20 protein-coding genes are annotated in these 20886 nt (G+C 69.1%); 6 read left to right on the top strand and 14 right to left on the bottom strand.

Annotated features, from left to right (window positions below; genetic code table 11):
* Positions 1 to 425 precede the first annotated feature (425 nt).
* The 9 genes from ACIHAO_RS13095 to ACIHAO_RS13055 form a co-directional block, all read right to left on the bottom strand.
* Positions 426 to 833, bottom strand: a complete 408-nt coding sequence (locus tag ACIHAO_RS13095; RefSeq protein ID WP_396557414.1) for a hypothetical protein — start codon at positions 831 to 833, stop codon at positions 426 to 428.
* Between the two features lie 163 nt (positions 834 to 996).
* Positions 997 to 1473 (bottom strand): hypothetical protein, encoded by a 477-nt coding sequence (locus tag ACIHAO_RS13090; RefSeq protein ID WP_125793620.1) that lies wholly within the window; start codon positions 1471 to 1473, stop codon positions 997 to 999.
* 36 nt (positions 1474 to 1509) lie between these two features.
* Entirely contained in the window at positions 1510 to 2307 is a 798-nt protein-coding gene (locus tag ACIHAO_RS13085; RefSeq protein WP_396557413.1) for an ABC transporter permease, read from the bottom strand.
* Positions 2285 to 3139 carry a 2-aminoethylphosphonate ABC transporter permease subunit gene (locus ACIHAO_RS13080; protein WP_396557412.1) on the bottom strand — a complete coding sequence of 285 codons (855 nt, stop codon included), beginning with the start codon at positions 3137 to 3139 and terminating at the stop codon, positions 2285 to 2287. The genes ACIHAO_RS13085 and ACIHAO_RS13080 overlap by 23 nt, the downstream gene beginning before the upstream one ends.
* Positions 3136 to 4197, bottom strand: a complete 1062-nt coding sequence (locus ACIHAO_RS13075) for an ABC transporter ATP-binding protein (protein WP_396557411.1) — start codon at positions 4195 to 4197, stop codon at positions 3136 to 3138. Before ACIHAO_RS13075 ends, ACIHAO_RS13080 begins: the two co-directional genes overlap by 4 nt.
* Positions 4194 to 5213, bottom strand: a complete 1020-nt coding sequence (locus tag ACIHAO_RS13070; RefSeq protein WP_396557410.1) for a 2-aminoethylphosphonate ABC transporter substrate-binding protein — start codon at positions 5211 to 5213, stop codon at positions 4194 to 4196. The genes ACIHAO_RS13075 and ACIHAO_RS13070 overlap by 4 nt, the downstream gene beginning before the upstream one ends.
* Before the next feature lie 4 nt (positions 5214 to 5217).
* Entirely contained in the window at positions 5218 to 5904 is a 687-nt protein-coding gene (locus ACIHAO_RS13065; RefSeq protein WP_396557409.1) for a phosphonatase-like hydrolase, read from the bottom strand.
* Positions 5898 to 7010: a TIGR03364 family FAD-dependent oxidoreductase gene (locus ACIHAO_RS13060; protein ID WP_396557408.1), complete on the bottom strand. Its 1113-nt coding sequence runs from the start codon at positions 7008 to 7010 to the stop codon at positions 5898 to 5900. Before ACIHAO_RS13060 ends, ACIHAO_RS13065 begins: the two co-directional genes overlap by 7 nt.
* 170 nt (positions 7011 to 7180) lie before the next feature.
* Positions 7181 to 7957: a GntR family transcriptional regulator gene (locus ACIHAO_RS13055; protein WP_125780178.1), complete on the bottom strand. Its 777-nt coding sequence runs from the start codon at positions 7955 to 7957 to the stop codon at positions 7181 to 7183.
* 72 nt (positions 7958 to 8029) lie between these two features.
* On the opposite strand from ACIHAO_RS13055, the gene ACIHAO_RS13050 reads away from it, so the two are divergent.
* Both ACIHAO_RS13050 and ACIHAO_RS13045 read left to right on the top strand, forming a co-directional pair.
* A complete protein-coding gene (locus ACIHAO_RS13050) occupies positions 8030 to 9283 on the top strand; it encodes an APC family permease (protein ID WP_396557405.1) in 1254 nt (417 codons plus the stop codon).
* Positions 9284 to 9407: 124 nt separating this feature from the next.
* Positions 9408 to 10214 carry a trypsin-like serine protease gene (locus ACIHAO_RS13045; RefSeq protein WP_125793612.1) on the top strand — a complete coding sequence of 269 codons (807 nt, stop codon included), beginning with the start codon at positions 9408 to 9410 and terminating at the stop codon, positions 10212 to 10214.
* Between the two features lie 216 nt (positions 10215 to 10430).
* On the opposite strand, the gene ACIHAO_RS13040 is transcribed toward ACIHAO_RS13045, so the two are convergent.
* The gene (locus ACIHAO_RS13040; protein WP_396557403.1) at positions 10431 to 11537 is read right to left on the bottom strand and encodes an NAD(P)H-dependent flavin oxidoreductase; all 1107 of its coding nucleotides are present in this window, start codon (positions 11535 to 11537) and stop codon (positions 10431 to 10433) included.
* Between the two features lie 8 nt (positions 11538 to 11545).
* On the bottom strand, positions 11546 to 13162 hold the full coding sequence (locus ACIHAO_RS13035; protein ID WP_396557401.1) for an acyl-CoA synthetase: 1617 nt from the start codon (positions 13160 to 13162) through the stop codon (positions 11546 to 11548).
* Positions 13163 to 13220: 58 nt separating this feature from the next.
* On the opposite strand from ACIHAO_RS13035, the gene ACIHAO_RS13030 reads away from it, so the two are divergent.
* The gene (locus tag ACIHAO_RS13030) at positions 13221 to 14009 is read left to right on the top strand and encodes a crotonase/enoyl-CoA hydratase family protein (protein WP_396557399.1); all 789 of its coding nucleotides are present in this window, start codon (positions 13221 to 13223) and stop codon (positions 14007 to 14009) included.
* A gap of 60 nt (positions 14010 to 14069) precedes the next feature.
* Here the strand turns inward: ACIHAO_RS13030 and ACIHAO_RS13025 are convergent, their stop codons facing one another.
* A complete protein-coding gene (locus ACIHAO_RS13025) occupies positions 14070 to 15629 on the bottom strand; it encodes an acyl-CoA synthetase (protein ID WP_396557397.1) in 1560 nt (519 codons plus the stop codon).
* Between the two features lie 98 nt (positions 15630 to 15727).
* On the opposite strand from ACIHAO_RS13025, the gene ACIHAO_RS13020 reads away from it, so the two are divergent.
* Genes ACIHAO_RS13020 through ACIHAO_RS13010 form a run of 3 tightly spaced genes read left to right on the top strand, consistent with a single transcriptional unit; the run spans position 15728 to position 18932 of the window.
* Positions 15728 to 16711, top strand: a complete 984-nt coding sequence (locus tag ACIHAO_RS13020) for a Zn-ribbon domain-containing OB-fold protein (protein WP_396557395.1) — start codon at positions 15728 to 15730, stop codon at positions 16709 to 16711.
* 8 nt (positions 16712 to 16719) lie between these two features.
* Positions 16720 to 17775, top strand: a complete 1056-nt coding sequence (locus ACIHAO_RS13015) for a thiolase domain-containing protein (protein ID WP_396557393.1) — start codon at positions 16720 to 16722, stop codon at positions 17773 to 17775.
* Positions 17772 to 18932: a thiolase domain-containing protein gene (locus tag ACIHAO_RS13010; protein ID WP_396557391.1), complete on the top strand. Its 1161-nt coding sequence runs from the start codon at positions 17772 to 17774 to the stop codon at positions 18930 to 18932. Before ACIHAO_RS13015 ends, ACIHAO_RS13010 begins: the two co-directional genes overlap by 4 nt.
* Before the next feature lie 72 nt (positions 18933 to 19004).
* On the opposite strand, the gene ACIHAO_RS13005 is transcribed toward ACIHAO_RS13010, so the two are convergent.
* Together ACIHAO_RS13005 and ACIHAO_RS13000 are read right to left on the bottom strand one after the other, a co-directional pair.
* The gene (locus ACIHAO_RS13005; RefSeq protein ID WP_396557389.1) at positions 19005 to 20027 is read right to left on the bottom strand and encodes a YhjD/YihY/BrkB family envelope integrity protein; all 1023 of its coding nucleotides are present in this window, start codon (positions 20025 to 20027) and stop codon (positions 19005 to 19007) included.
* 48 nt (positions 20028 to 20075) lie between these two features.
* Positions 20076 to 20864: a transglutaminase family protein gene (locus ACIHAO_RS13000; RefSeq protein ID WP_396557387.1), complete on the bottom strand. Its 789-nt coding sequence runs from the start codon at positions 20862 to 20864 to the stop codon at positions 20076 to 20078.
* Positions 20865 to 20886 lie beyond the last annotated feature (22 nt).

Raw genomic sequence — 20886 nt, 5'->3', positions numbered from 1 at the left:
GCGTAGGGTTGTTTGTGTCTTTGTTTGGTGTTGTGGGGGTTGGTTGTGGGGCGGGGGGGGGGGGGGGGGGGCCCCCCCCCCCCCCCCCCCCCCCCCCCCCCCCCCCCCCCACCCCTTGTGTCGGGCCACTGTGACGAGCCCTCACCCGTCACCAGAACCCGAATCGTCACTCGCCACCTACTCACCTCACCAGCGGTTATGCGACTTTGCCGGGACCCTGAATTTCAGGGTAGGGAAGGAGGCCTCACGGACTCGGTGATCGGCACGTTCGCCCCAGCCGCAGCTGCGGTCACAGCGGACGCGCGTGAAGGCCACTCACCGCTTGCCGAATTCCGTGAAGGCCTCCTTGAGGGACTCTGGGTCCCTCAAGGAGGCCTTCACGGAATTCCTGGCACGTTCAGGGGACGTCAGAGCGCGCCCGAGCGTTACCGCATCTGCTTCAGCACCACGGTCCGCTCCCCCAGCGGCGCCGAAAGCGCCACCGAGATCACCGGATGCCGGATGTCCATGGTGCACATCTGGCCGGTCTGGCCCTTCAGTTCGGTCAGGTTGATGGTGACCCTGGTCCCGTCCTGCTGCGCGGCCTCCGCCGTCGCGTGCCCGCAGCCGCCTTCCTGGCCGCGGACGTTCAGGATGGTCCCGCCGTTGCTGGTGTACACCTCACGCGGGTAGTCCGCGGGCAGCGCCGACGCGTCGAGCTGCTTGTCCGGCAGCTTGGTGCTGCCTTCCGGGACTTCCTGGCGCGGCGCGCCGGGCACACCCGGCTGACTTCCCGGTTTGCTCCCCGGCGCGGGCGCCGGGGACGAAGAAGGCGCGGTCGGTGACGGCGGCACGGTACTCAGGGTGCCGCTGCCGGGTCCGGCCGCGGGTTCCGCTGCCTGGTTCTGCGCCCCGCAAGCGGATACCGCAACGACGATCAGGCCAAGGCCGATGACATTCGTTAAGTACCTCATGTGGCTAGGACGGAACGAGGCCGTCTTGGGGTTGCACATGATCTCAACCCGCTTCCAGGACGACGGTCCGCGGCCCGATCGGCTCGGCGAGTTTCACCGGCAGGACGGCGTAGCGGATCACCTGCGGGCACATCTGCCCCGGATCGCCGTGGTCGATCTTCACCTTGACCACGACCCGTTGCGCGTTCTGGTCGGCGAGGTCCGCCTTCGCCTCGTCGCAGCCGCTCAGTTCGATGTGCACGTTCAAGCCGCCGTTCTCCGCGCTGACCTGCGCGGGGACCTTGGCCTCGACCTGGGTCGGCGGCAGCATCTTGTCCGAGGGCGGCGGGCCGGCGGTCGGGCGTGACATCGGTGGTTTCGCGACCGGCGGGCTCGCCGGGAGCGAGGTGGGCAGATCCGAGGGTGTGGTGACGACCGGTGGGGTGCTCGTGTTCGCCGGTGCTCCGGGGCCGCCCGCGCCGCAGGCCGCCGTCGCGGCGAGCACGAGCCCCGCGCCCAGCGTCTTCGCTGCGTTCATCATGGTTTCAGGACGGAACCAAGTGGGGGAACGGTTGCATCACCGCTGCGCCGCGCGGCCGCGGGCCAGGCCGAGGAGCACCACACCGGCGAGCGTGACGGCCAGCAGCAGCACCGTGCTCGCCGACGCCAGGAACACCTGTCCCCGGTCCGTGAGCGCGAAAATGCTCGCGGGCAGCGTCCGCCAGTCCGGTGGGTACAGCATCATCGTCGCGCCCAGTTCGCCCATCGACATCGCCAGCGCGAGACTCGCCGACGCCGAGATCGACGGCAGCAGGACCGGCAGCCGCACCCGCAGCAGCACCCGGATCGGCGAAGCGCCGAGACTCGCCGCCGCCTGCGCCAGCAGCGGGTCCATCCGCGCGATCGCGGCGGAGACCGTGCTGTAGGAGAACGGCAGCAGGATCATCACGTGCCCCAGCAGCACGATCCAGCGTGTGCCGTTGAAGGCCAACGGCGGACGGCTGAACGCGACCAGCAACGCCAGCCCCAGCACCACCGACGGCACCGCGATCGGCAGGTGGAACAGGGTGTCGACGGCCTTCCGCAGTTTGGGCGGCGCCGACCGCGACGCGAGCGCGGCCCACGTCCCCAGCAGCACCGAGACCATCGACGCGATGACGCCGGTCTGGATGCTCACCGAAAGGCTCGCGAACGTCTCCCCGGACAGCGCCTGCGCGAAATGCGAGCCGGTGAGCGTTCCCGGCAGCAGTCCCGTCCAGGTCCCGGCGACCGACGCCAGCACGATCATCAGCAGCGGGGCCAGCACGATCGCGGTGAACAGCACCGCGAACACCGCCCACAGCAGTATCCGGCTACGCCTTGTCCACAGCAGCACGACGGCCTCCGTTCGTCAGTCGCCGGTAAGTTCCGTACAGGGCGAGGGAGAACACGACGTTGACCACCGCGATCACGCACGCCTGCGGGAAGTCGAACGTGACGATCCCCTTGCCGTAGACCAGCATCGGCAGCGTCGTGACGTCCTTGGCGCCGAGGAACAGCACGATGCCGAACTCGTTCATCGCCAGCAGCATGGTCAGGCAGGCGCCGGAAGCCAGTGACGGCAAGGCTTCCGGCAGGATGACCTGACGCAGCACCCTGCCGGGTTTCGCGCCGAGGCTGGCCGCGACCTCCATCTGCGCCGACGACACCTGCCCGAACGCGGCGAGCGCCGGCCGCATCACGAACGGCGTGTAGAAGGTGATCTCCGCCAGCAGGATCCCGAACGGTGAGTACAGGAACCCGCCCGCGCCCAGGATTCCGGCGCTGCCGTAGATGAAGGTGAAGGCGAGCGCGATGAGGAACGACGGGAACGCGAGCACGGTGTCCACCAGCCGCGAGAGCGTCCGCGCGCCGGGGAACGGCACGAACGCGATCACCAGTGCCAGGAAGGTTCCCAGCACCACGCAGCCCGCCGTGGCGCCGAGCGCGAGCGCGACGGTCTTCCAGGCGGCGTCCCGGAATTCCGCCGAACCCAAAACGTTCAGCCACACCGACAGCCCGAACTCGCCGGTCTTCGACTCCAGTGACTGGAGGACGACCAGCACGAGCGGGTAGCCGAAGAAGCCGAGCAGGACCAGCACCGGTGGCAGCAGGAGCCAGCCACGTCCGGGCTGTTTCTCCTGCCGCCGTGCCGGTGCCGCCGTCGCGGCCAGTGCGAGGCCGGTCATCCGACACCCACCAGCGGGCAACCGTCCGGAATGGACACTCCGACCTTCTCCCCCACGCCCGGCAGTCCCTCGATGTCCGGCACTTCGGCCCGGACCTCGTCCCCGTTGTGCGTGAGTTCGAGGTCGAGCCGGTAACCCGTGCCACGCCACTGGACACCGCGCAGCACGGCGGGCAGCGCGCCGGGCGCGTCGACCGCGGTGATCCCGACCCGGTGGGGCCGGACGCCGAGCGCGACGGGCTGCCCCGCCCGGATCGTCCCGGACGGCTCGGCGGCCAGTTCACGGCCGCCGAGCCGGACCCGGGTGCCGTCGGCCTGGATCAGTTCGACCGGGATGAGGTTGGACGCGCCGAGAAAGCTCGCCGTGAATTCCGTCGAGGGGCGCTGGTAGAGCTCGCGGCTCGGCCCGAGTTCGACCAGTTTCGAGTCACGCATGACGGCGATCCGGTCGGCCAGCGCCAGCGCCTCACCCTGGTCGTGGGTGACGTAGATCAGCGTGGTGTCGGGCAGTTCGGCCCGCAGCCGCAGCAGTTCCGCGACCATGTCCTCGCGCAGGGCGGCGTCCAAAGCGGACAGTGGCTCGTCCAGCAGCAGCACCCTCGGCCGGATGGCCAGCGCCCGCGCGAGCGCGACGCGCTGCTGCTGTCCGCCGGAAAGCTCGCGCGGGTAGCGACGGGCGTACTTGCCCATCCCGACCAGGTCGAGCGCCTCGGCCACCCGGCTCGCCGTCTCGGCGCGGGGTGTCTTCCGGGCTTTGAGGCCGAAGGCGACGTTGGCCTCGACGCGCATGTGCGGGAACAGCGCGTAGCTCTGGACGACCACGCCGAGACCGCGCCGGTGCGGCGGCAGGGCGGTGACGTCCTCGCCGTCGAGCAGGACCCGGCCGGTGCTCGGTACGACGAAACCCGCGAGCGCCTTCAACGCCGTCGATTTGCCGGAGCCCGACGGGCCGAGCATCGCCAGTGTCTCCCCTCTCGCCACCGTGAGGTCCAGTGGCGAGAGGGCGGTCGTCTGTCCGAACCGGACGGACACGCCGCGGAATTCGACCGCCGGGGTCATCGGCCCACGGCCTTCTTGTACGCGGCGAGGTCGGCGTCGAGCTTCGAGAGGACGGCGTTCCAGTCCGGCTGCCAGATCTCGACGCCGTCGAGCGCGGCCTTCACCTTGTCCGCGCGCGGCCCGGACGGCGTGACGTCGGTCCGCGACGGGGCACCGAAGGCGTCGACGGCCTTGCCCTGCACCTCGGGCGAGAGCAGGAAGTCCAGGAACTTCTTGGCGTTCTCGGCGTGCGGCGCGTTGGTCACGAGACCCGCGTAGTACGGGAGCGCGAACGTGGACCGCTTGCCCTGCGCGTCGGCCGGGAAGAAGACCTCGAAACCGCCGCTCTTCTCGATCGCGGCGAGGTTCATCTGGACGTCGCCGTTGGCCACCAGGATCTCGGCCTTGGCCACCTTCGGCTGCAACTTGCCGGTGGAGGACGACGGGCCGACGTTGTTCGCTTCGAGCTTCGCGAGGTAGTCGAGCGCGCCCTGGTCGCCGAGGACGTGCTGGAGTTGCAGCAGGACCGCGGTACCGTCGCCCGCCTCGCCGGGGGTCGAGTACTGGAGCTTGCCCTTGAGCGTGGGTGACAGGAGGTCGTCCCAGGTCTTGGGCGAGACCTGCGGGTTGCGGATGAAGCTGAGGTAGTTGTTCATGACGGCGAAGTAGCGGCCCTGGCCGTCCTTCTGCCCGGCGGGGACCTGGTCGATCCCGGACGGCGCCGTGGTGGTGAGCAGGCCCTGCGACGCGGCCCGCTGGATGAACGGCGGGAGGGTGACCAGGATGTCGGCCTGGGTGTTGGCCTTCTCCTTCTCCACCCGGGAGGCGACCTCGCCGGAGCCCGCCGTCACCGCCTGCACGGTGATGCCGGTCTTGGCCTTGAACTCCTCGAAACGCTGGGCGTACCAGTCTTCGAGACCGTCCACTGTGTACAGCGTGACGGTCTGGTCGCCGGAAGCGCCGCCGGCGGTTCCGCCACAGGCGGCCAGGGTGAGGGCGAGCAGCCCGGTGAGGGCGGTGGCCGCGAGTTTCTTCATGGCGTCAAAGCTCCTTGGGGGACAGCAGGGCGGGGAGATCGCGGACGGATTCGAGGACGTGCGTGGCACCGGCGGCTTCCAGTTCCGGCTTCTTCGCCGATCCGGTGAGCACTCCGGCGACGAGCGAGGCGCCGGACGTGAGCCCGGTCTGGATGTCCGAAGGCGTGTCACCGGCGACGGCGATGCGGCGGACGTCGGTGATTTCGAGCCGCAGGGCGGCGGCGAGGACCAGGTCGGGGTACGGGCGTCCACGAACACCCTCGCCCGGCGCGAGGACGGCGTCGGCGAGGCCGTGCCAGCCCAGCGCGTCCAGGATGGCGTTCTGGGTACTGGCGGCGAAACCGGTGGTGAGGGCGACCTTCACCCCTTGGGCGCGCAGCTCCTGGATCGTCTCCTCGGCACCGGGAATCGGCTCGCAGTGGCCGTCGGCGACGAGCTTGCCGTAGGCGTCCTGGAACGCGGTGTTCGCGCGCTGGGCGAGTTCCTCGTCCCCTTCCAGCAACGCGCGGAAGACGACGATCTTGGACTGCCCCATGGTTTCGACGACGTAGTCGAGCATGCCGGGGAAACGACTGTCCTCTTCGGACACCCCGGCGGCGGCGATCGCCGCGGTGAAGGCGCGGATCACCAGTCCGTCGTCGGCGACGGTGGTCCCGGCCATGTCCAGGACGACGAGTTCGGTGTTCACCATGAAAGCTCCTCGGCGGTGTCTTCGGCGATGGCGGGCGAGCAGGTCATGCCCCGGCCACCCGGACCGGTGACGAGCCACGCGTTGTCCGCGACGCGGGCGCGGTGCACGATCCGGGAGGTGTCGGTGGTCTGGGCGTAGACGCCGGCCCAGCGGCGGGCGATCCGCGGGAGCGGCCGTCCGAGCAGCGCCCCGGCGACCTCGGCCAGGTGGTCGTACGGGTCTTCGGTGGTGTCGAAGGAGAACGGCTCGTCGTACTCGTGGGTGTCGCCGATGGTCAGCGAACCGTCGAGACGCTGGACCATGAGCAGTTGCATGGCGTTGGCGGCGGCGATCTCGCCCTGCGGCTGCCCCGCGTTGAGGCCGTCGAGTTCGGCACCGCGGTACGCCGGGTAGTAGCGGAAGCTGTCCGCGTCGGCGACCGTGGTGGTGAGGGTTTCCCCGAGCGGCTCCGTCTGCGCCATCTGCAACCGCACCCGGCGGACCGGGGTCTGCCCGGCGAGTTCCTTGACCAGGCCACCGGTCCAGGCGCCGGTGCACAGCACCACGACGTCGCCTTCGTGGGTTTCGCCCGTGTCGTCGACGACGCCGCGATCGGTCAGGTCGCGGATCTCGCGGCCGGGCAGCCAGGTGTAGCGGCCGGATTTCGCCAGTTCGGCGCGCAGGGCGGGCTGGGCGACGCGCGGTTCGACGGCGGCGTCGCGATCGCACCAGAGCGCGCCGAGGAAGTCGCCGCGCAGGGCCGGGTTCAGCTCGCGGGTCTCGGCGGCGTCGAGCAGTTTGAAGCCGCGGTCCTCGGTGGTGGCGGCTGCCGCCCGCGCGACGGTGAGCTCGTCCTCCGTACGGACGACGGTGAGGGAGCCGTTCGGCCGGAAGCCGATGCCTTCGACGCGTTCCCCGATGCGCTCCCACAGCACGCGCGCCCGCGCCGCCGTCTCCAGTTCGGGACCACTGGCACGGCCACCGACCCAGACCAGCCCGAAGTTGCGTACGGACGCGCCCCTGGCCTCGGGTTCGCGTTCGATCTGGACGACGTCGTGGCCGCGTTCGACGGCCTGCCAGGCGTGCTGGGTGCCGAGCACTCCGCCGCCGATGATGAGGATTCGCACCCCGCAGACGTTCGTCCGCGCGCACCAACGCTCCGTGACCCCAGCCCTAACCCCAGGTGAAGTGCCCCCGAAATGTGGACCAGACCTGTTATCTTCGCGTTACATTACGCTCCGCGTTTCGTCCTCTGGATGCGGTCGTTGAAAGTACAAATACCGCGAGTGGAGCGTGGTTACTCCACCCGTCCGAGGCGGGTTTCGAAGGACAACCGGTCGCCGCGGAACAGCGACCGGACGCGTTCGAACGGGACACCGTCGGTCCCCCACGACGTCCGGTGCATCAGCAGCATCGGCAGCGCCGGGTTCGTCCCGATCAACAACGCCTCGCGAGGAGTGGCGAGCACGGTCTCGACACGCTCCTCGGCGCCGTCGAAGACCACCCCGAGCCGTTCCCGCAAACAGGCGTAGAGGGACTGTGTGGGATCGAACACATCCATCAGCGTCGGGAATCGCTCGGCGGTGAGATAGGTCGATTCCAGCCCGACCCGCTCGTCGTCGGCGAGCAGCACCCGCTCGATGTGGATCACGTCGTCGTCGGGATCGATTTCCAGTTCCGAAGCCAGCGAAGGACCCGCCTCACGACGTTCCAGCGAGATCAAATTCCGGCCAGGCTGAATGCCCTGCCTCCTGAGTCCTTCGGTGTAACTCACCAAAGCGAGCGGCTGGACGAGCTTCGGGCCCGCCACGTACGTGCCGCTGCCTTGTCGCCTGCTCAGGCGTCCTTCGAGGACGAGTTCACCGACGGCCTGGCGAACCGTGGCGCGGGAAACCTCGAAGCGTTCCGACAGTTCCCGTTCCGTGGGAAGTGCCGCGCCTTGCCCCAATTCGGAGATCACGTCGAGCAGTTCGACTTTGACCGCGTAATAGCGTGGAACGCGGCCGTGTTCGGGAATTCCGTCTCGAACAGGGCCGTCGGCAGAAGGATGGACTCTCGGTGAACGTGTTCTCACTGTCCAGATCCTAGGCCGAATTCACCTGCCCTGTACTGACCCGAACGAAGTGTTCATGCCACGCTCACACTCGTGGACGAAAAGGGCACCCTCATTCGGCGGATCGGCCTGCGCGACGCGGTCTTCATCGGACTCGGCTCGATGGTGGGGGCGGGGGTGTTCGTCGCCTTCGCCCCGGCCGCCAGGGCCGCGGGAGCGTGGCTCCCCGCCGGGCTCGCCATCGCCGCCGTGATCGCCTATTGCAACGCGACGTCGTCGGCCCGGCTGGCCGCGCTGTACCCGGCTTCGGGCGGGACCTACGTCTACGGACGCGAACGCCTCGGCGAGTTCTGGGGGTACCTCGCCGGCTGGGGATTCGTGGTCGGCAAGACGGCCAGCTGCGCGGCGATGACACTGACCGTGGTCACCTACGCCGCGCCGGGGCTCGGGCAGCCGTGGCGGAGCGTGTTCGCGGTGGCCGTCGTGGCCGCGCTGACCGGGCTGAACTACCGCGGTGTCCAGCGCTCGGCGTTCGCGACCAGGCTGATCGTGTCCGTCACCCTGACCATCCTGGCGCTCGCGGTGGTCGCGATGCTCTCCGGCGGCACGGTGACGGCGGCGTCGCCGGGGCCGCTGCCCGCTCCCGGGCTCGGCGGCGTGTTCGAGGCCGCCGGCCTGCTGTTCTTCGCGTTCGCCGGCTACGCGCGAATCGCCACGCTGGGCGAGGAGGTCCGCGATCCGGCGCGCACCATTCCCCGCGCCGTGCCGATCGCGCTCGGGCTGGCGCTGGTCGTCTACGCCGTTCTCGCCCTCGTCCTGCTGTACCACCTTGGCCCGGATCTGCTCGGCCGCAGCCCGGACCCGATCGCGGAAGGCGTCGAGAGGTCGTCCTGGTCGTGGCTCACCCCCGTGGTGCGGGTGGGCGCCGTGGTCGCCGCGCTGGGCTCCCTGCTCGCGCTCGTCCTGGGTGTCTCGCGGACCACGCTGGCCATGGCGCGCGACGGGCATCTCCCCCGTTACCTGATCGCGGTGCATCCTCGTTTCGGCGTCCCGCACCGGGCCGAGGTGACCGTCGGTGTCGTCGTCGCCCTGCTCGCGAGCACCCTCGACCTCCGCGGCGCGATCGGTTTCTCCTCGTTCGCGGTGCTCGCCTACTACGCCGTGGCGAACGCCGGCGCGCTGACCCTGCGGCCCGCACGTCGGATCATCCCCATCGCGGGTCTGCTCGGTTGCGCCGTGCTCGCGTTCAGCCTTCCGGCGGTTTCGGTGCTCACCGGTTCAGGAGTATTGGCGTTGGGCGCTCTGGGCTACGCCATTCGTCGGCGGCTCGGCTCGAACGTCCGTTAATCACCACCAAAGGCTGAAAGATCCGAAGAAAGTTGGTTGTCCCGGTGTATGTCCACCTGCTGTAGTCAGTTGGCCGCAGTCAGTCTCCCTGCCTCCACTGTGGACAGCCGGAAGGAATGAACCCTTGAACATCAAGCGTCGGTTCAGCCTGCTCAAAAAATCCCTGATCGCCGTCGCGGCGGCCGGAACCCTGGCGGGTCTCGCCACGGCTCCGCAAGCCGTCGCCGCGGAGCCGCCGTCCACCGACGTGGTCGGTGGGACCCGCGCCGCTCAGGGCGAATTCCCTTGGATGGTAAGGCTTTCCATGGGGTGTGGCGGTGCGCTCTACACTCCGCAGATCGTGCTGACGGCCGCGCACTGCGTGTCACGGACCGGGGCCAACACGGGCATCACCGCCACCCTCGGTGTCGTGGACCTGCAGAGCACCGCGGCCAAGAAGGTCAAGTCGACCTACGTGCACCGGTCGCCGACCTACCCCACCTCCACCGGTGGTGACTGGGCCCTGATCAAGCTCGCGAGCCCGGTCACCGGCATCCCGACGCTGCCGATCAACACCTCGGCGGCCAACAACAGCGGCACGTTCACCGTCGCGGGCTGGGGTGCCGCGACCGAGGGCGGGGCGCAGCAGCGTTACCTGCTCAAGGCCAACGTGCCGTTCGTCTCCGACTCGACCTGCAAGGCACAGGGCGGCAGCTACGCCGACCTGATCGCCAGCGCCGAGATCTGCGCGGGCAACGTCAACTCCGGCGGCGTCGACACCTGCCAGGGTGACTCGGGCGGCCCGATGTTCCGTCGCGACAGCGCCGGCGCCTGGATCCAGGTCGGCATCACCAGCTGGGGCGAGGGGTGCGCGCGGGCGCACGCTCCCGGCGTGTACACCGAGGTGAGCACCTTCGCGACCGCGATCAAGAACGCGGCCGCCGGTCTCTAGGTTTCCTCTCGCACGGCATGCCATGAAAGGTCCTTTCCTTGCAAAATTTGCAAGGAAAGGACCTTTCATGGCATTCGGGGAAGGCAGCGGAAGCCGGGCCTGCTCCCAATGTGGCATTGGGGACGGTCAGCGTCCCCAATGCCACATTGGGGGCATCAGACCGCGGCGCGAGCCGACATCACACGCAACACGCCACGTTCGCCTTACCCCTCGGCGTCAGCGGGTCTTGTCCAAACGCGACAGTGCCTCTTCGTATCCCGACACGAGCTCCGCGATCACCTCGGCGACCGGGCGCACCCGGTCCATCCGACCGACGATCTGCCCGACCGGCATCGAGACCACGCTCGGATCGGCGGCGTGGTGGATCCGGTTGTGCGCGTGGGACACCAGCAGGTTCTGCAACGGCATCGGCAGCGGTTCTGGCGCGTCGGGCGCGGCCCACGCCTCGGTCCACCGCGTCTTGAGCAGCCGCGCCGGTTTGCCGGTGTAGATCCGCGTCCGGACGGTGTCGGACGAACCCGCGGCGACCAGCGCGCGTTGCATCGCCTCGGAATCCCCCATGGTCTGGAGGTATTCCTCGGTGGCGAGCCAGAAGGAACCCATCCACACCCCGGACGCGCCCAGCGCGAGTGCCGCCGCGACCTGCCTGCCCGAACCGATCCCGCCGGCGGCGAGCACCGGGACACGGTCGCCGACGGCGTCCGTCACCTCGGGCAGCAGGACCATCGACGCGATCTCGCCGGTGTGCCCGCCCGCCTCATAGCCTTGCGCCACAACGATGTCCACGCCGTTCTCGACGTGCCGGACGGCGTGCTCGGCCTTGCCGGCCAGAGCCGCGACCGGCACGCCCTTCGCGTGACACTGCTCGATGACGTCCACCGGCGGTGAGCCCAGCGCGTTGGCGATCAGCCGGATGGGGTGCTTCAACGCGACCTCGACATGGGCCCGCGCGACCGAATGCAGCCAGCCGAGCACTCCCGCGCGTTCGTCGGTGTCGTCCGGCAGCGGCGGCACCGCGAGGTCACGCAGAGTGCGCTCCACGAAGTCGCGATGCCCCTGCGGGATGTGTTTCGCGAGATCGATCGACGTCCCTTCGGCCGGGATCTTCGCCGGCATGACGATGTCGACGCCGTACGGTTTGCCGCCGGTGTTCTCGTCCATCCAGGACAGGACGGAGTCGAGTTCGGCGGCGTCGTTGAACCGCACGCAGCCCAGCACGCCGAGACCACCCGCCCGGCTGATCGCCGCGGCGACGTGTTCGGACGGGGTGAACCCGACGATCGGCAACTCGATCCCGAGCCGGTCGCACAGAGACGTCCGCATGAAACTCCTTACGCCGGTTGAATGGTGACGGGCTCGTGCTCGACGGCGTAGCGCTGCGCCCACGGATAGTCCGGTTTGCCGCTGGGCGAGCGCCCGATCTCCTCGGCGAGCCACAGACTGCGCGGCACCTTGTACCCGGCGATCTCGGTCCGCACATGCGCCTCGATCGCGGCGAAGTCGAGCTCCTTGCCCGCCCTCGGCTGGATCACCGCGGCCACCCGCTGACCGAGCCGGTCGTCGGGGATGCCGATGACGAGCGCGTCGAAGACGTCCGGATGCGACTTCAGCGCGCCCTCGACTTCCTCCGGGTACACCTTTTCGCCGCCGGTGTTCACGCACTGCGACCCCCTGCCGAGCAGGGTCACCGTGAGGTCGTCCTCGTAGCGCGCGTAATCACCCGGGACGACGTACCGCTTGCCGTCGATCTCGACGAAGATCTTCTCGGTCTTCGCGGGATCCTTGTAGTACCCGAGTGGAACGTGCCCGCGCCGGGCGATCAGCCCGATCGCCCCCGGTTTCGGCTCGACGAGCGCACCGTCGTCGTCCACCAGGATCGCGTCCTTGCCGAAGTTGACCCGAGGGCCGGCGGAATGATCGCTGTCCTTGCTGACCATGCCGATGCCGGTGAACCCGCTTTCGGACGAGCCGATCGCGTCGGTGATCACCACATGCGGGAGCAGCGACAGGAATTCCTGCTTCACCGACTGGGAGAACAGGGCCGCGTGGCTCGACACCGCGACGATCGACGACGCGTCGTAGTCGCCCTCGCGGTAGGCGTCGATCAGCGGCCGCGCCATCGCGTCACCGACGATGGTGAGGACTTGGACCTTGTTGTCCTGCACGGCTTTCCAGACGTCGTGCGCGTCGAACCGCGGGACGAACACGACCGGGCTGCCGGTGAACAGCGCGCCGAACGCGGCCCACTGCGCGGCCCCGTGGATCAGCGGCGCGGCCGGGAGCCGGACCAGGCTGCCCGCCTTGCCCTGTTCGGCGAGTGTCCATTCGTCCGGGACGTACTCGCCGGTGACGAAGTTGATGCCGCCGCCGAGCGCGCGCCAGATGTCCTCGTGGCGCCACAGGACGCCTTTGGGATAGCCGGTGGTGCCGCCGGTGTAGAGGATGTAGATGTCGTCGGCGCTGCGTTCGGCGAAGTCCCGCTCGGGGGATCCTTCGGCGAGCGCGGCTTCGTAGTCCACGCCGCCGTAGGACGAGTAATCGCCGTCGCTTCCGTCGTCGACAACGACAACGTGTTTCAGTTTCGGCGTCTCCGGGAGGACGGCGGCCACCTTGTCCGAATACTGGCGCTCGTGGACCAGCGCCACGAGGTCGGCGTTGTCGAACAGGTACCGCAATTCGCCGTGGACGTAACGGTAGTTGACGTTGACCGCGATCGCGCGCAGCTTGTACGCGGCGATCATCGATTCCAGTGCCTCGATCGAGTTCCGGGAATAGACACCGATGTGGGATCCAGGTCCCACGCCGTGTGCGGCGAGATGGTGCGCCAGCCGGTTGGCGCGCTCTTCCAGTTCGGCGAAGGTGACCCGCCGATCGCCGCAGACGACCGCGATGCGCTCCGGCACGGCGTCGACGGCGTGCTCGAGTAGATCCGCGATGTTGAGTGCCACTCCCTCAAAGTAGAACATGTTATCGTTCCGGGCAATGGCCGCTCCTTGGGAGGTTTTGGTGGGCGAACCGCACGCGCTGGTGGAAAAGATCGAACACACCCTCGTGGTCACGATGAACCGGCCCGAGGCCCGCAACGCGCTCAGCGGCGAGATGCTCGGCATCATGGTCGAGGCATGGAACCGGGTCGACGAGGACGAGGACATCCGCTGCTGCGTGCTCACCGGCGCGGGTGGTGCGTTCTGCGCGGGCGCGGATCTGAAGTCGATGTCGAAGAACTCGCCGTCCGCCTCGTTCGAGAAGGGCACGTTCGACCCCAGCCGGATCGAGGGCCTGCTGAAGGGCCGCCGGCTGACGAAGCCGTTGATCGCCGCCGTCGAAGGCCCCGCGATCGCCGGCGGCACGGAGATCCTGCAGGGTACCGACATCCGGGTCGCGGGCGAGAGCGCGAAGTTCGGCGTCTCCGAGGCGCGGTGGAGCCTGTTCCCGATGGGCGGTTCGGCCGTGCGGCTCCCCCGCCAGATCCCGTACACCGTCGCCGCCGACCTCCTGCTGACCGGACGGCACATCAAGGCGGCCGAGGCGCTGGAGATCGGCCTGATCGGCCACGTCGTCCCGGACGGGAAGGCCCTGGACAAGGCACTCGAACTCGCGAGTCTCATCTCCGCGAACGGCCCGCTCGCGGTCCGCGCGATCCTCAAGACCTTGCGCGACACCGAGGGCATGCACGAGGAAGAGGCCTTCAAGCTCGACGCCCAGTACGGCATCGAGGTCTTCGCGAGCGAAGACGCGAAGGAAGGCCCCCGCGCCTTCGCCGAGAAGCGCAAGCCCGTCTTCCGGGGCCGCTGACCCCCGCAATTCGTCACCTACTTGCGAGAGAATGACATCGCAAGTAGGTGACGAATTGCGTTACGGGACGCGGTGACCGGCCCAGTAGGGATCGCGGAGCTTGCGCTTGTAGAGCTTTCCGTTCGGGTCGCGCGGGAGTTCGGGCAAGTAGTCGACGGAACGCGGGAGTTTGAACTTCGCGAGCCGGGACGCCGCGTACTCGAGGATTTCCGCGGTCAGCTCCTCGGAGGGCTCGACGCCGTCCGCGGGCTCGACGACGGCCTTGATCGCCTCGCCCCAGTCCTCGTGCGGGACACCGAACACCGCGACGTCGGCGATCTTCGGGTGCATCACCAGTTCGCCCTCGATCTCCGCCGGGTAGATGTTGACCCCGCCCGAGATGATCAGGTCGGCCTTGCGGTCGTGCAGGAAGAGATAGCCGTCCTCGTCGAGATGCCCGACGTCGCCGAGTGTGAACAGGTCCCCGACGCGCGCTTTGTCCGTCTTGGCCCGGTCCTTGTGGTACTCGAACTTCGAGTCGCCCATCTTCATGTACACGGTGCCGGTTTCGCCTGCGGGCAGTTCCGTGCCCTCGTCGTCGAGGATCTTGATCGTCGAACCCGGCCACGGCAGCCCCACCGAACCCGGCTTCCTGAGCCACTCCTCCCCCGAGATCGCCGTCCCGCCGCCCTCGGTGGCCGCGTAGTACTCGGTGACGACCGGCCCCCACCAGTCGAGCATCCGGCGTTTGACCTCCAGCGGACAGGGCGCGGCGCCGTGGATCATCACGCGCAGCGAACTCAGGTCGTAGGCCGCGCGGACGTCGTCCGGCAGCGCGAGCAGGCGGCGGAACTGCGTCGGGACCATATGACTGTGCGTGACGCGGTGCCGCTCGATCAGCCGCAGCATGTCCTCGGCGTCCCAGCGGTCCATCAGCACCGCGGTATGCCCCAGCTGCAACGAGATGGCGACGAAGTTGAGCACCGCCGTGTGATAGAGCGGCGACCCGCACAGGTGCACGTGCTCGTCGTGCGGCGCCAGGCCGAAGATCCCGAAGAACCACGTCGACGCGCCCGGAACGGAGTCGGGGTCGGCGCCGCTCAGCGGCCGCCGGACACCCTTGGGTCGTCCCGTGGTTCCGGACGTGTACAGCATCGGCGAGCCCGCGGTGCGCCGCTCCGGACGCCCGTCGCCCTCGCCGGAGCCGAGTTCCTCGATCCGGCGGAAGCCCTCGACGTCGCCGACGGCGAACCGCCCGCGTTCCGGGATCCCGGCCTCGTCGGCGGCGGCGATCGCGACGTCGCCGAAGCGTTCGTGCGCGAGGAAGGCCTTGGCCCCGCTGTCGGAAAGGATGTAGGCGACCTCCGGCCCGACCAGATGCCAGTTGACCACCACGATGTACAGACCGGACTGGATGGCGGCGAAATAGGCCGCGACGAGTTCGTCGCCGTTGGGCTGCAGGACGACGACCACGTCCCCGGGCTCTAGCCCGAGCGCTTGAAGGCCCCGCGCGTAGGCGTTCGCTTTCGCGGCGAGCTCTCCGTAGCCGATCGAGCGGCCGTCCGGATCGACGAGTGCGACCCGCTCCGGCTCCCGCGCGGCGATGTTCCAGACCCCAAGTGTCCCGGCAGCAGTCGACATACTGGCAAATCTAGAACGCGTTCCACTCAAGAGCAACCGTCAGCAGGCCCGACACGGCCGATCTTGCCGGAAAATCGAGAACGTGTTTCACTCAGAACGTGAGCGCACCCGAACTCCCGCTGTCGGCCCCGCTCAACGTGGGCTTCGACTACACCCGCTCGGTCGGCCCCGTGCTCGGCCGGTTCGTCAACGCCCTGCGCAAGCGCCGCGTCGAAGGCGTTCGCGGCAGTGACGGCCGCGTGCACGTGCCGCCACTGGAATACGATCCCGTGACCGCCGAGGCGCTGTCCGACTTCGTGCCGGTGGCCGCCGAGGGCGAGATCGTCTCCTGGTCCTGGATCGCCGAACCCCTCGACGGCCAGCCGTTGTCGCGGCCGTTCGCCTGGGCGCTGATCCGGCTCGACGGCGCCGACACCTCGATCCTGCACGCGGTCGACGCGGGCAGCCCCTCGAAGGTCCACACTGGACAGCGAGTGCGGATCCGCTGGGCGGACGAGACCGTCGGCCACATCCGGGACATCGCCTACTTCGTCCCCGCCGACGGGCCCGACACCGAATCCACCGAGGCACCTCCCCCGGTCGCGAAACGCGAAGAGGGCGCACCGGTCAGTGTGGTGATCACGCCGATCCACCTGCGTTACGAGCATTCCGCGTCACCGGAGGAAAGCCGGTACCTGCGAGGGCTCGCCGAGGGGAAGCTGATCGGCCAGCGCTGCCCGTCCTGCGAGAAGGTCTACATCCCGCCGCGCGGCGCCTGCCCGACCGACGGCGTCCCGACCACCGACGAGGTCGAGCTGCCCGACACCGGCATCGTCACCACGTTCTGCATCGTGAACGTGCCGTTCCTCGGGCAGAAGATCAAACCGCCGTACGTGGCGGCGTACATCCTGCTCGACGGCGCGGACATCGCGTTCCTGCATCTCCTCCTCGGCTGCGACGCCGCCGACGTCCGGATGGGCATGCGGGTCCGGGCCGCCTGGAAACCGCGGGACGAATGGTGGACGTCGCTGGAGAACATCGGCCATTTCGAACCGACCGGCGAGCCTGACGCACCGTACGAATCCTTCGCCCACCATCTGTGAGGACCACCGTGCCAGATGTAGCAGTCGTGGGCTTCGCGCAGGCCCCCAATGTCCGCAGCACCCCGGGCACCACCAACGGCGTGGAAATGCTGGTGCCGATCTTCGCCGAGGTCTTCGAGCGGACTGGTCTGTCCAAAGAGGACATCGGGTTCTGGTGCTCCGGCTCCTCGGACTACCTCGCCGGCCGCGCGTTCTCGTTCATCGCCGCGGTCGACGCCATCGGCGCCTTCCCGCCGATCCATGAGTCGCATGTCGAGATGGACGCCGCGTGGGCGCTGTACGAGGCGTGGCTGAAGATCCGGATGGGTGAGGTCGACACCGCACTCGTCTACGGGTTCGGCAAGTCCTCCGCCGGGCAGTTGCGCCGGGTGCTGGCCCTGCAAATGGACCCGTACGTCGTCGCGCCGCTGTGGCCGGATTCGGTGAGCGTCGCCGGAATCCAGGCGAGGCTGGGGCTCGAAGCCGGGCTGTGGTCCGAAAAGGACCTCGCCGAAGTCGCCGCGCGCAGCCGCGCCGACGCCGCCGGGAATCCCGCCGCGCAGCTCTCCGGATCGGTCGAAGTCGCCGATCTCCTCGACGCCCCGTTCGTCGCGGATCCCTTACGGGCCCACGACATCGCCCCCGTCACCGATGGCGCCGCCGTCCTCGTGCTCGCCTCGGTCGAGCGGGCGGCGGACCTCGTCGACAGTCCCGCGGTGATCACCGGCATCGAGCATCGCGTCGACTCGCCCGCGCTCGGTGTCCGGGACCTCACCAAGTCACCGTCCACAGTGGCCGCCGGGCGCGCGCTCGACCTCGACGGCGTGGAGGTCGCGGAACTGCACGCGCCGTTCACCCACCAGGAACTGATCCTGCGCGAGGCGCTGGGCCTCGGCGACCAGGTGCGGATCAACCCCTCCGGCGGCGTCCTGACCGGAAACCCGATGTTCTCGGCGGGGCTGGCGCGGATCGGCGAGGCGGCGAACCGCATCCTCGACGGCAGCGCGCGCAAGACCCTCGCCCACGCGACCAGCGGCCCCGTCCTGCAGCAGAACCTGGTCGCGACCTTGGAGGTCCTCTCGTGAAGCACCTCGCGGCCGTACTGGGAACCGGCCAGACCCACCACAAGGCCAAACGCACCGACGTGTCCATGCCCGGACTGCTCCGGGAGGCCATCGACCGCGCGATGCTGGACGCCCAGACCGGCTGGGACGACATCGACGCCGTCGTCCTCGGCAAGGCGCCGGATCTGTTCGAGGGCGTGATGATGCCCGAACTGTTCCTCGCCGACGCGCTCGGCGCGACCGGGAAACCGCTGCTGCGGGTGCACACCGCGGGCTCGGTCGGCGGGTCGACCGCGCTCGTGGCGGCGTCGCTGGTGCAGGCCGGGGTGCACAAACGGGTACTGACCGTGGCCTTCGAGAAGCAATCCGAGTCGAACGCGATGTGGGGCCTGTCGATCCTGCCGCCGTTCCAGATGCCGGTGGGCGCCGGGGCGGGCGGTTACTTCGCGCCGCACGTGCGCTCGTACATCCGCCGGTCCGGCGCACCCGATCACGTCGGCGCGATCGTCGCGGCCAAGGATCGCCGCAATGGCGCCCTCAATCCCTACGCTCATCTGCGGCAGTCCGACATCACGGTCGAGTCGGTGCAGGCGTCGCAGATGCTGTGGGACCCGATCCGTTACGACGAAACGTGCCCGTCCTCGGACGGTGCTTGCGCGATGGTGATCGGCGACGAAGCCTCGGGCGACGCCGTCCCCGGTGGCGCGGCGTGGATCCACGCGACCGCGATGCGCACCGAACCGACCACCTTCGCCGGACGCGACCAGGTGAACCCTCAGGCGGGGCGGGATGCCGCCGCCGCGTTGTGGCGGGACGCGGGCATCACCGACCCACTGTCCGAAGTGGACACCGCCGAGATCTACGTGCCGTTCTCGTGGTTCGAGCCGATGTGGCTGGAGAACCTGGGATTCACCGACGAGGGTCAAGGCTGGAAGCTCACCGAGGCCGGCGAAACCGCGCTCGGCGGCCGTTTGCCGATCAACCCGTCGGGCGGTGTGCTGTCGTCGAACCCGATCGGCGCGTCCGGGATGCTCCGGTTCTCCGAAGCGGCCAAGCAGGTGATGGGCCGGGCCGGGGACTACCAGGTCGACGGCGCGCGGATCGCGCTCGGGCACGCGTACGGCGGCGGTTCGCAGTTCTTCTCGATGTGGGTGGTGGGTTCGGCCAAGCCGAGCTGACGGCCCCCGGGCGTGCAATGAAGGACGCTTTCATAGCAAATTTTGCTATGAAAGCGTCCTTCATTGCATGTGTCAGGGGCGGCGGCGTGGCCAGAGGCGTTGCGCGGCCAGTGTCGCGACCACCCCGGTCACCGCACCCACCAGCACCGGTTTGAAGCCGTGCCGATCGGGCGCCGCCACCACGGGCCGGACCACCACGGGCGGCGGCGGCCGGACCGGATCCGGCGGGGCGTCGCGCGCGGTCGCCGTCCAGGCCGTGACGAACACCAGCATGCGGGCCACCAGCGAGATGAAGAAGATCAGGCCGATGATGGAACCGAACGCGACCCCGGTCGGCGAGTTCCCGATCAAGCGCAGGTAGATCCCACCGGCCTGCTTCAGCAGTTCGAAGCCCAGTGCCAGCGCGACCGCGCCGCGCATCGCGCTACGGACCCCGACCGGTTTCCGCGGCAGCCGGGTGAGGACCCAGAGGAACACGAGCCAGTTCGCCAGCAGCGCCAAGGGAATCGAGATCGCCGACAGCACGTTGTGCCCCCAGGCGGTGTCGTCCACCCCGGCCAGCCCCAGCAGATACCGGCCGAGCGCGGAGCCGGAAATCGTGATGGCGAAGGAGACCAGCAGCGCGCTCGCGAGGCCGAGCAGCGCGAGCAGGTCCGCGGCGATCGTGCGCAGCAACGGCAGATCCGACCGGTTCTGGCCCCACAGCGCGGTGAGCGCGTCGCGGAGTGAGTTCATCCAGTTCCAGCCGGAGTACAACCCGATGATCAGACCGATGATCCCGACGCTGGTCCGCTGCTCCACGAACCCGGTGAGCAACTCGCCAGCCTTGTCGCCGAGGCCGCCGGGCAGGGTGCCGGTGATCGCGCTCAGCATCGACTCGATCAGCTGCGGCTGGCTCGCCAGCACGAAACCCGCCACCGACACCGCGACCATGAGGATGGGCACCAGCGAGAACAGGCTGAAATAGGTGATCGACGCGACGTAGTGGTAACCGCCGTACTCGATGTAGCGGTTCACCGCTCGCGCCACGTGGTCCAGCCAGCGGTAGCGGGCACGCAGCCGCTTCCATTTCGTCGGTGCTTGCTTCTCCCTCACACGCCAATGTCTACCTCAGCGAGGTCACGGCTCGTGGGCAACACGCGATCAAGCGAGCGCGATCAACCCCGAGCCGTCGTCCTCCGGCAGTGCCGGGCCGGCGGTCGCCAGGACGGTGTTGCCGAGAAAGTCCAGCTCACAACCCAGGGTGGAGAGGAACGCGGTGTCGGCGGCATCGCGTCCGGTCGCGATCCGGCACAGGCTCTGCCTCGGCGCGAGGCCGGTCGCGTCGAAGACGTACCAGCGGCCGTCGATCGCGGCCTCGAACACGGCGTGGAAGTCCATTGGGGACAGTCCGGGCGCGTAGACCGCGGCGAACCGGGCGGGGATGTCGATCACGCGGCACAGCGAGATGCAGACGTGCGCGTAGTCGCGGCAAACCCCCGCCCCGGCGAGGTAGGTGTCGACGGCGTCGTCGGTCGGGGAACCGGAACCGACCACATAGGACAGGTGCTCGCCGACGTGCCGGACGATCGCCTCCACCTGGGTGCGCGTGTCGGGCAAGCCACCGAAGCGGGACAACGCGAGCCCGCCCATCCGGTCCGAGGGGCAGTACCGGCTGGGCCGGGTGTAGCGGATCAGATCGTCTTGACCGAGCGGCTCGGCGTCGGCGGGGCCGAGCGTGCGTTGGGCCCGGTAGCGCACGACGTGTTCCCCGGACGGCAGATCGACGACCTGGGCCCGGGTCCCGTGTTCGAACGCCACCTGGCGCGGCGGCGCGGGATAGGCGAACTCCTCCTGGGCGGCCCCGCCGGCGAGCGCGACCACGAACGCGGCGGGACCGGGTTTCGTGACCCGGAAGGACATTTCGACATCGACCTGAACGTGGGGACCCATGGCCCCATGGTGCCCCACGGCA

The organism is Amycolatopsis sp. NPDC052450, assembly GCF_044547565.1.
In the GTDB taxonomy this organism is placed as follows: Bacteria; Actinomycetota; Actinomycetes; order Mycobacteriales; family Pseudonocardiaceae; genus Amycolatopsis.
Note: the sequence above shows the minus strand (reverse complement) of the source record. Positions and strands in the feature narration are given on the sequence as shown.

What these genes read in the sequence shown, in the direction of transcription:
- ACIHAO_RS13040 (WP_396557403.1), bottom strand. Translation starts at nt 11,537, where the DNA reads ATGCGGACGTCTCTGTGCGACCGGCTCGGGATCGAGTTGCCGATCGTC.
- ACIHAO_RS13075 (WP_396557411.1), bottom strand. Translation starts at nt 4,197, where the DNA reads ATGACCCCGGCGGTCGAATTCCGCGGCGTGTCCGTCCGGTTCGGACAG.
- ACIHAO_RS13065 (WP_396557409.1), bottom strand. Translation starts at nt 5,904, where the DNA reads ATGGTGAACACCGAACTCGTCGTCCTGGACATGGCCGGGACCACCGTC.
- ACIHAO_RS13080 (WP_396557412.1), bottom strand. Translation starts at nt 3,139, where the DNA reads ATGACCGGCCTCGCACTGGCCGCGACGGCGGCACCGGCACGGCGGCAG.
- ACIHAO_RS13000 (WP_396557387.1), bottom strand. Translation starts at nt 20,864, where the DNA reads ATGGGTCCCCACGTTCAGGTCGATGTCGAAATGTCCTTCCGGGTCACG.
- ACIHAO_RS13070 (WP_396557410.1), bottom strand. Translation starts at nt 5,213, where the DNA reads ATGAAGAAACTCGCGGCCACCGCCCTCACCGGGCTGCTCGCCCTCACC.
- ACIHAO_RS13025 (WP_396557397.1), bottom strand. Translation starts at nt 15,629, where the DNA reads ATGTCGACTGCTGCCGGGACACTTGGGGTCTGGAACATCGCCGCGCGG.
- ACIHAO_RS13090 (WP_125793620.1), bottom strand. Translation starts at nt 1,473, where the DNA reads ATGATGAACGCAGCGAAGACGCTGGGCGCGGGGCTCGTGCTCGCCGCG.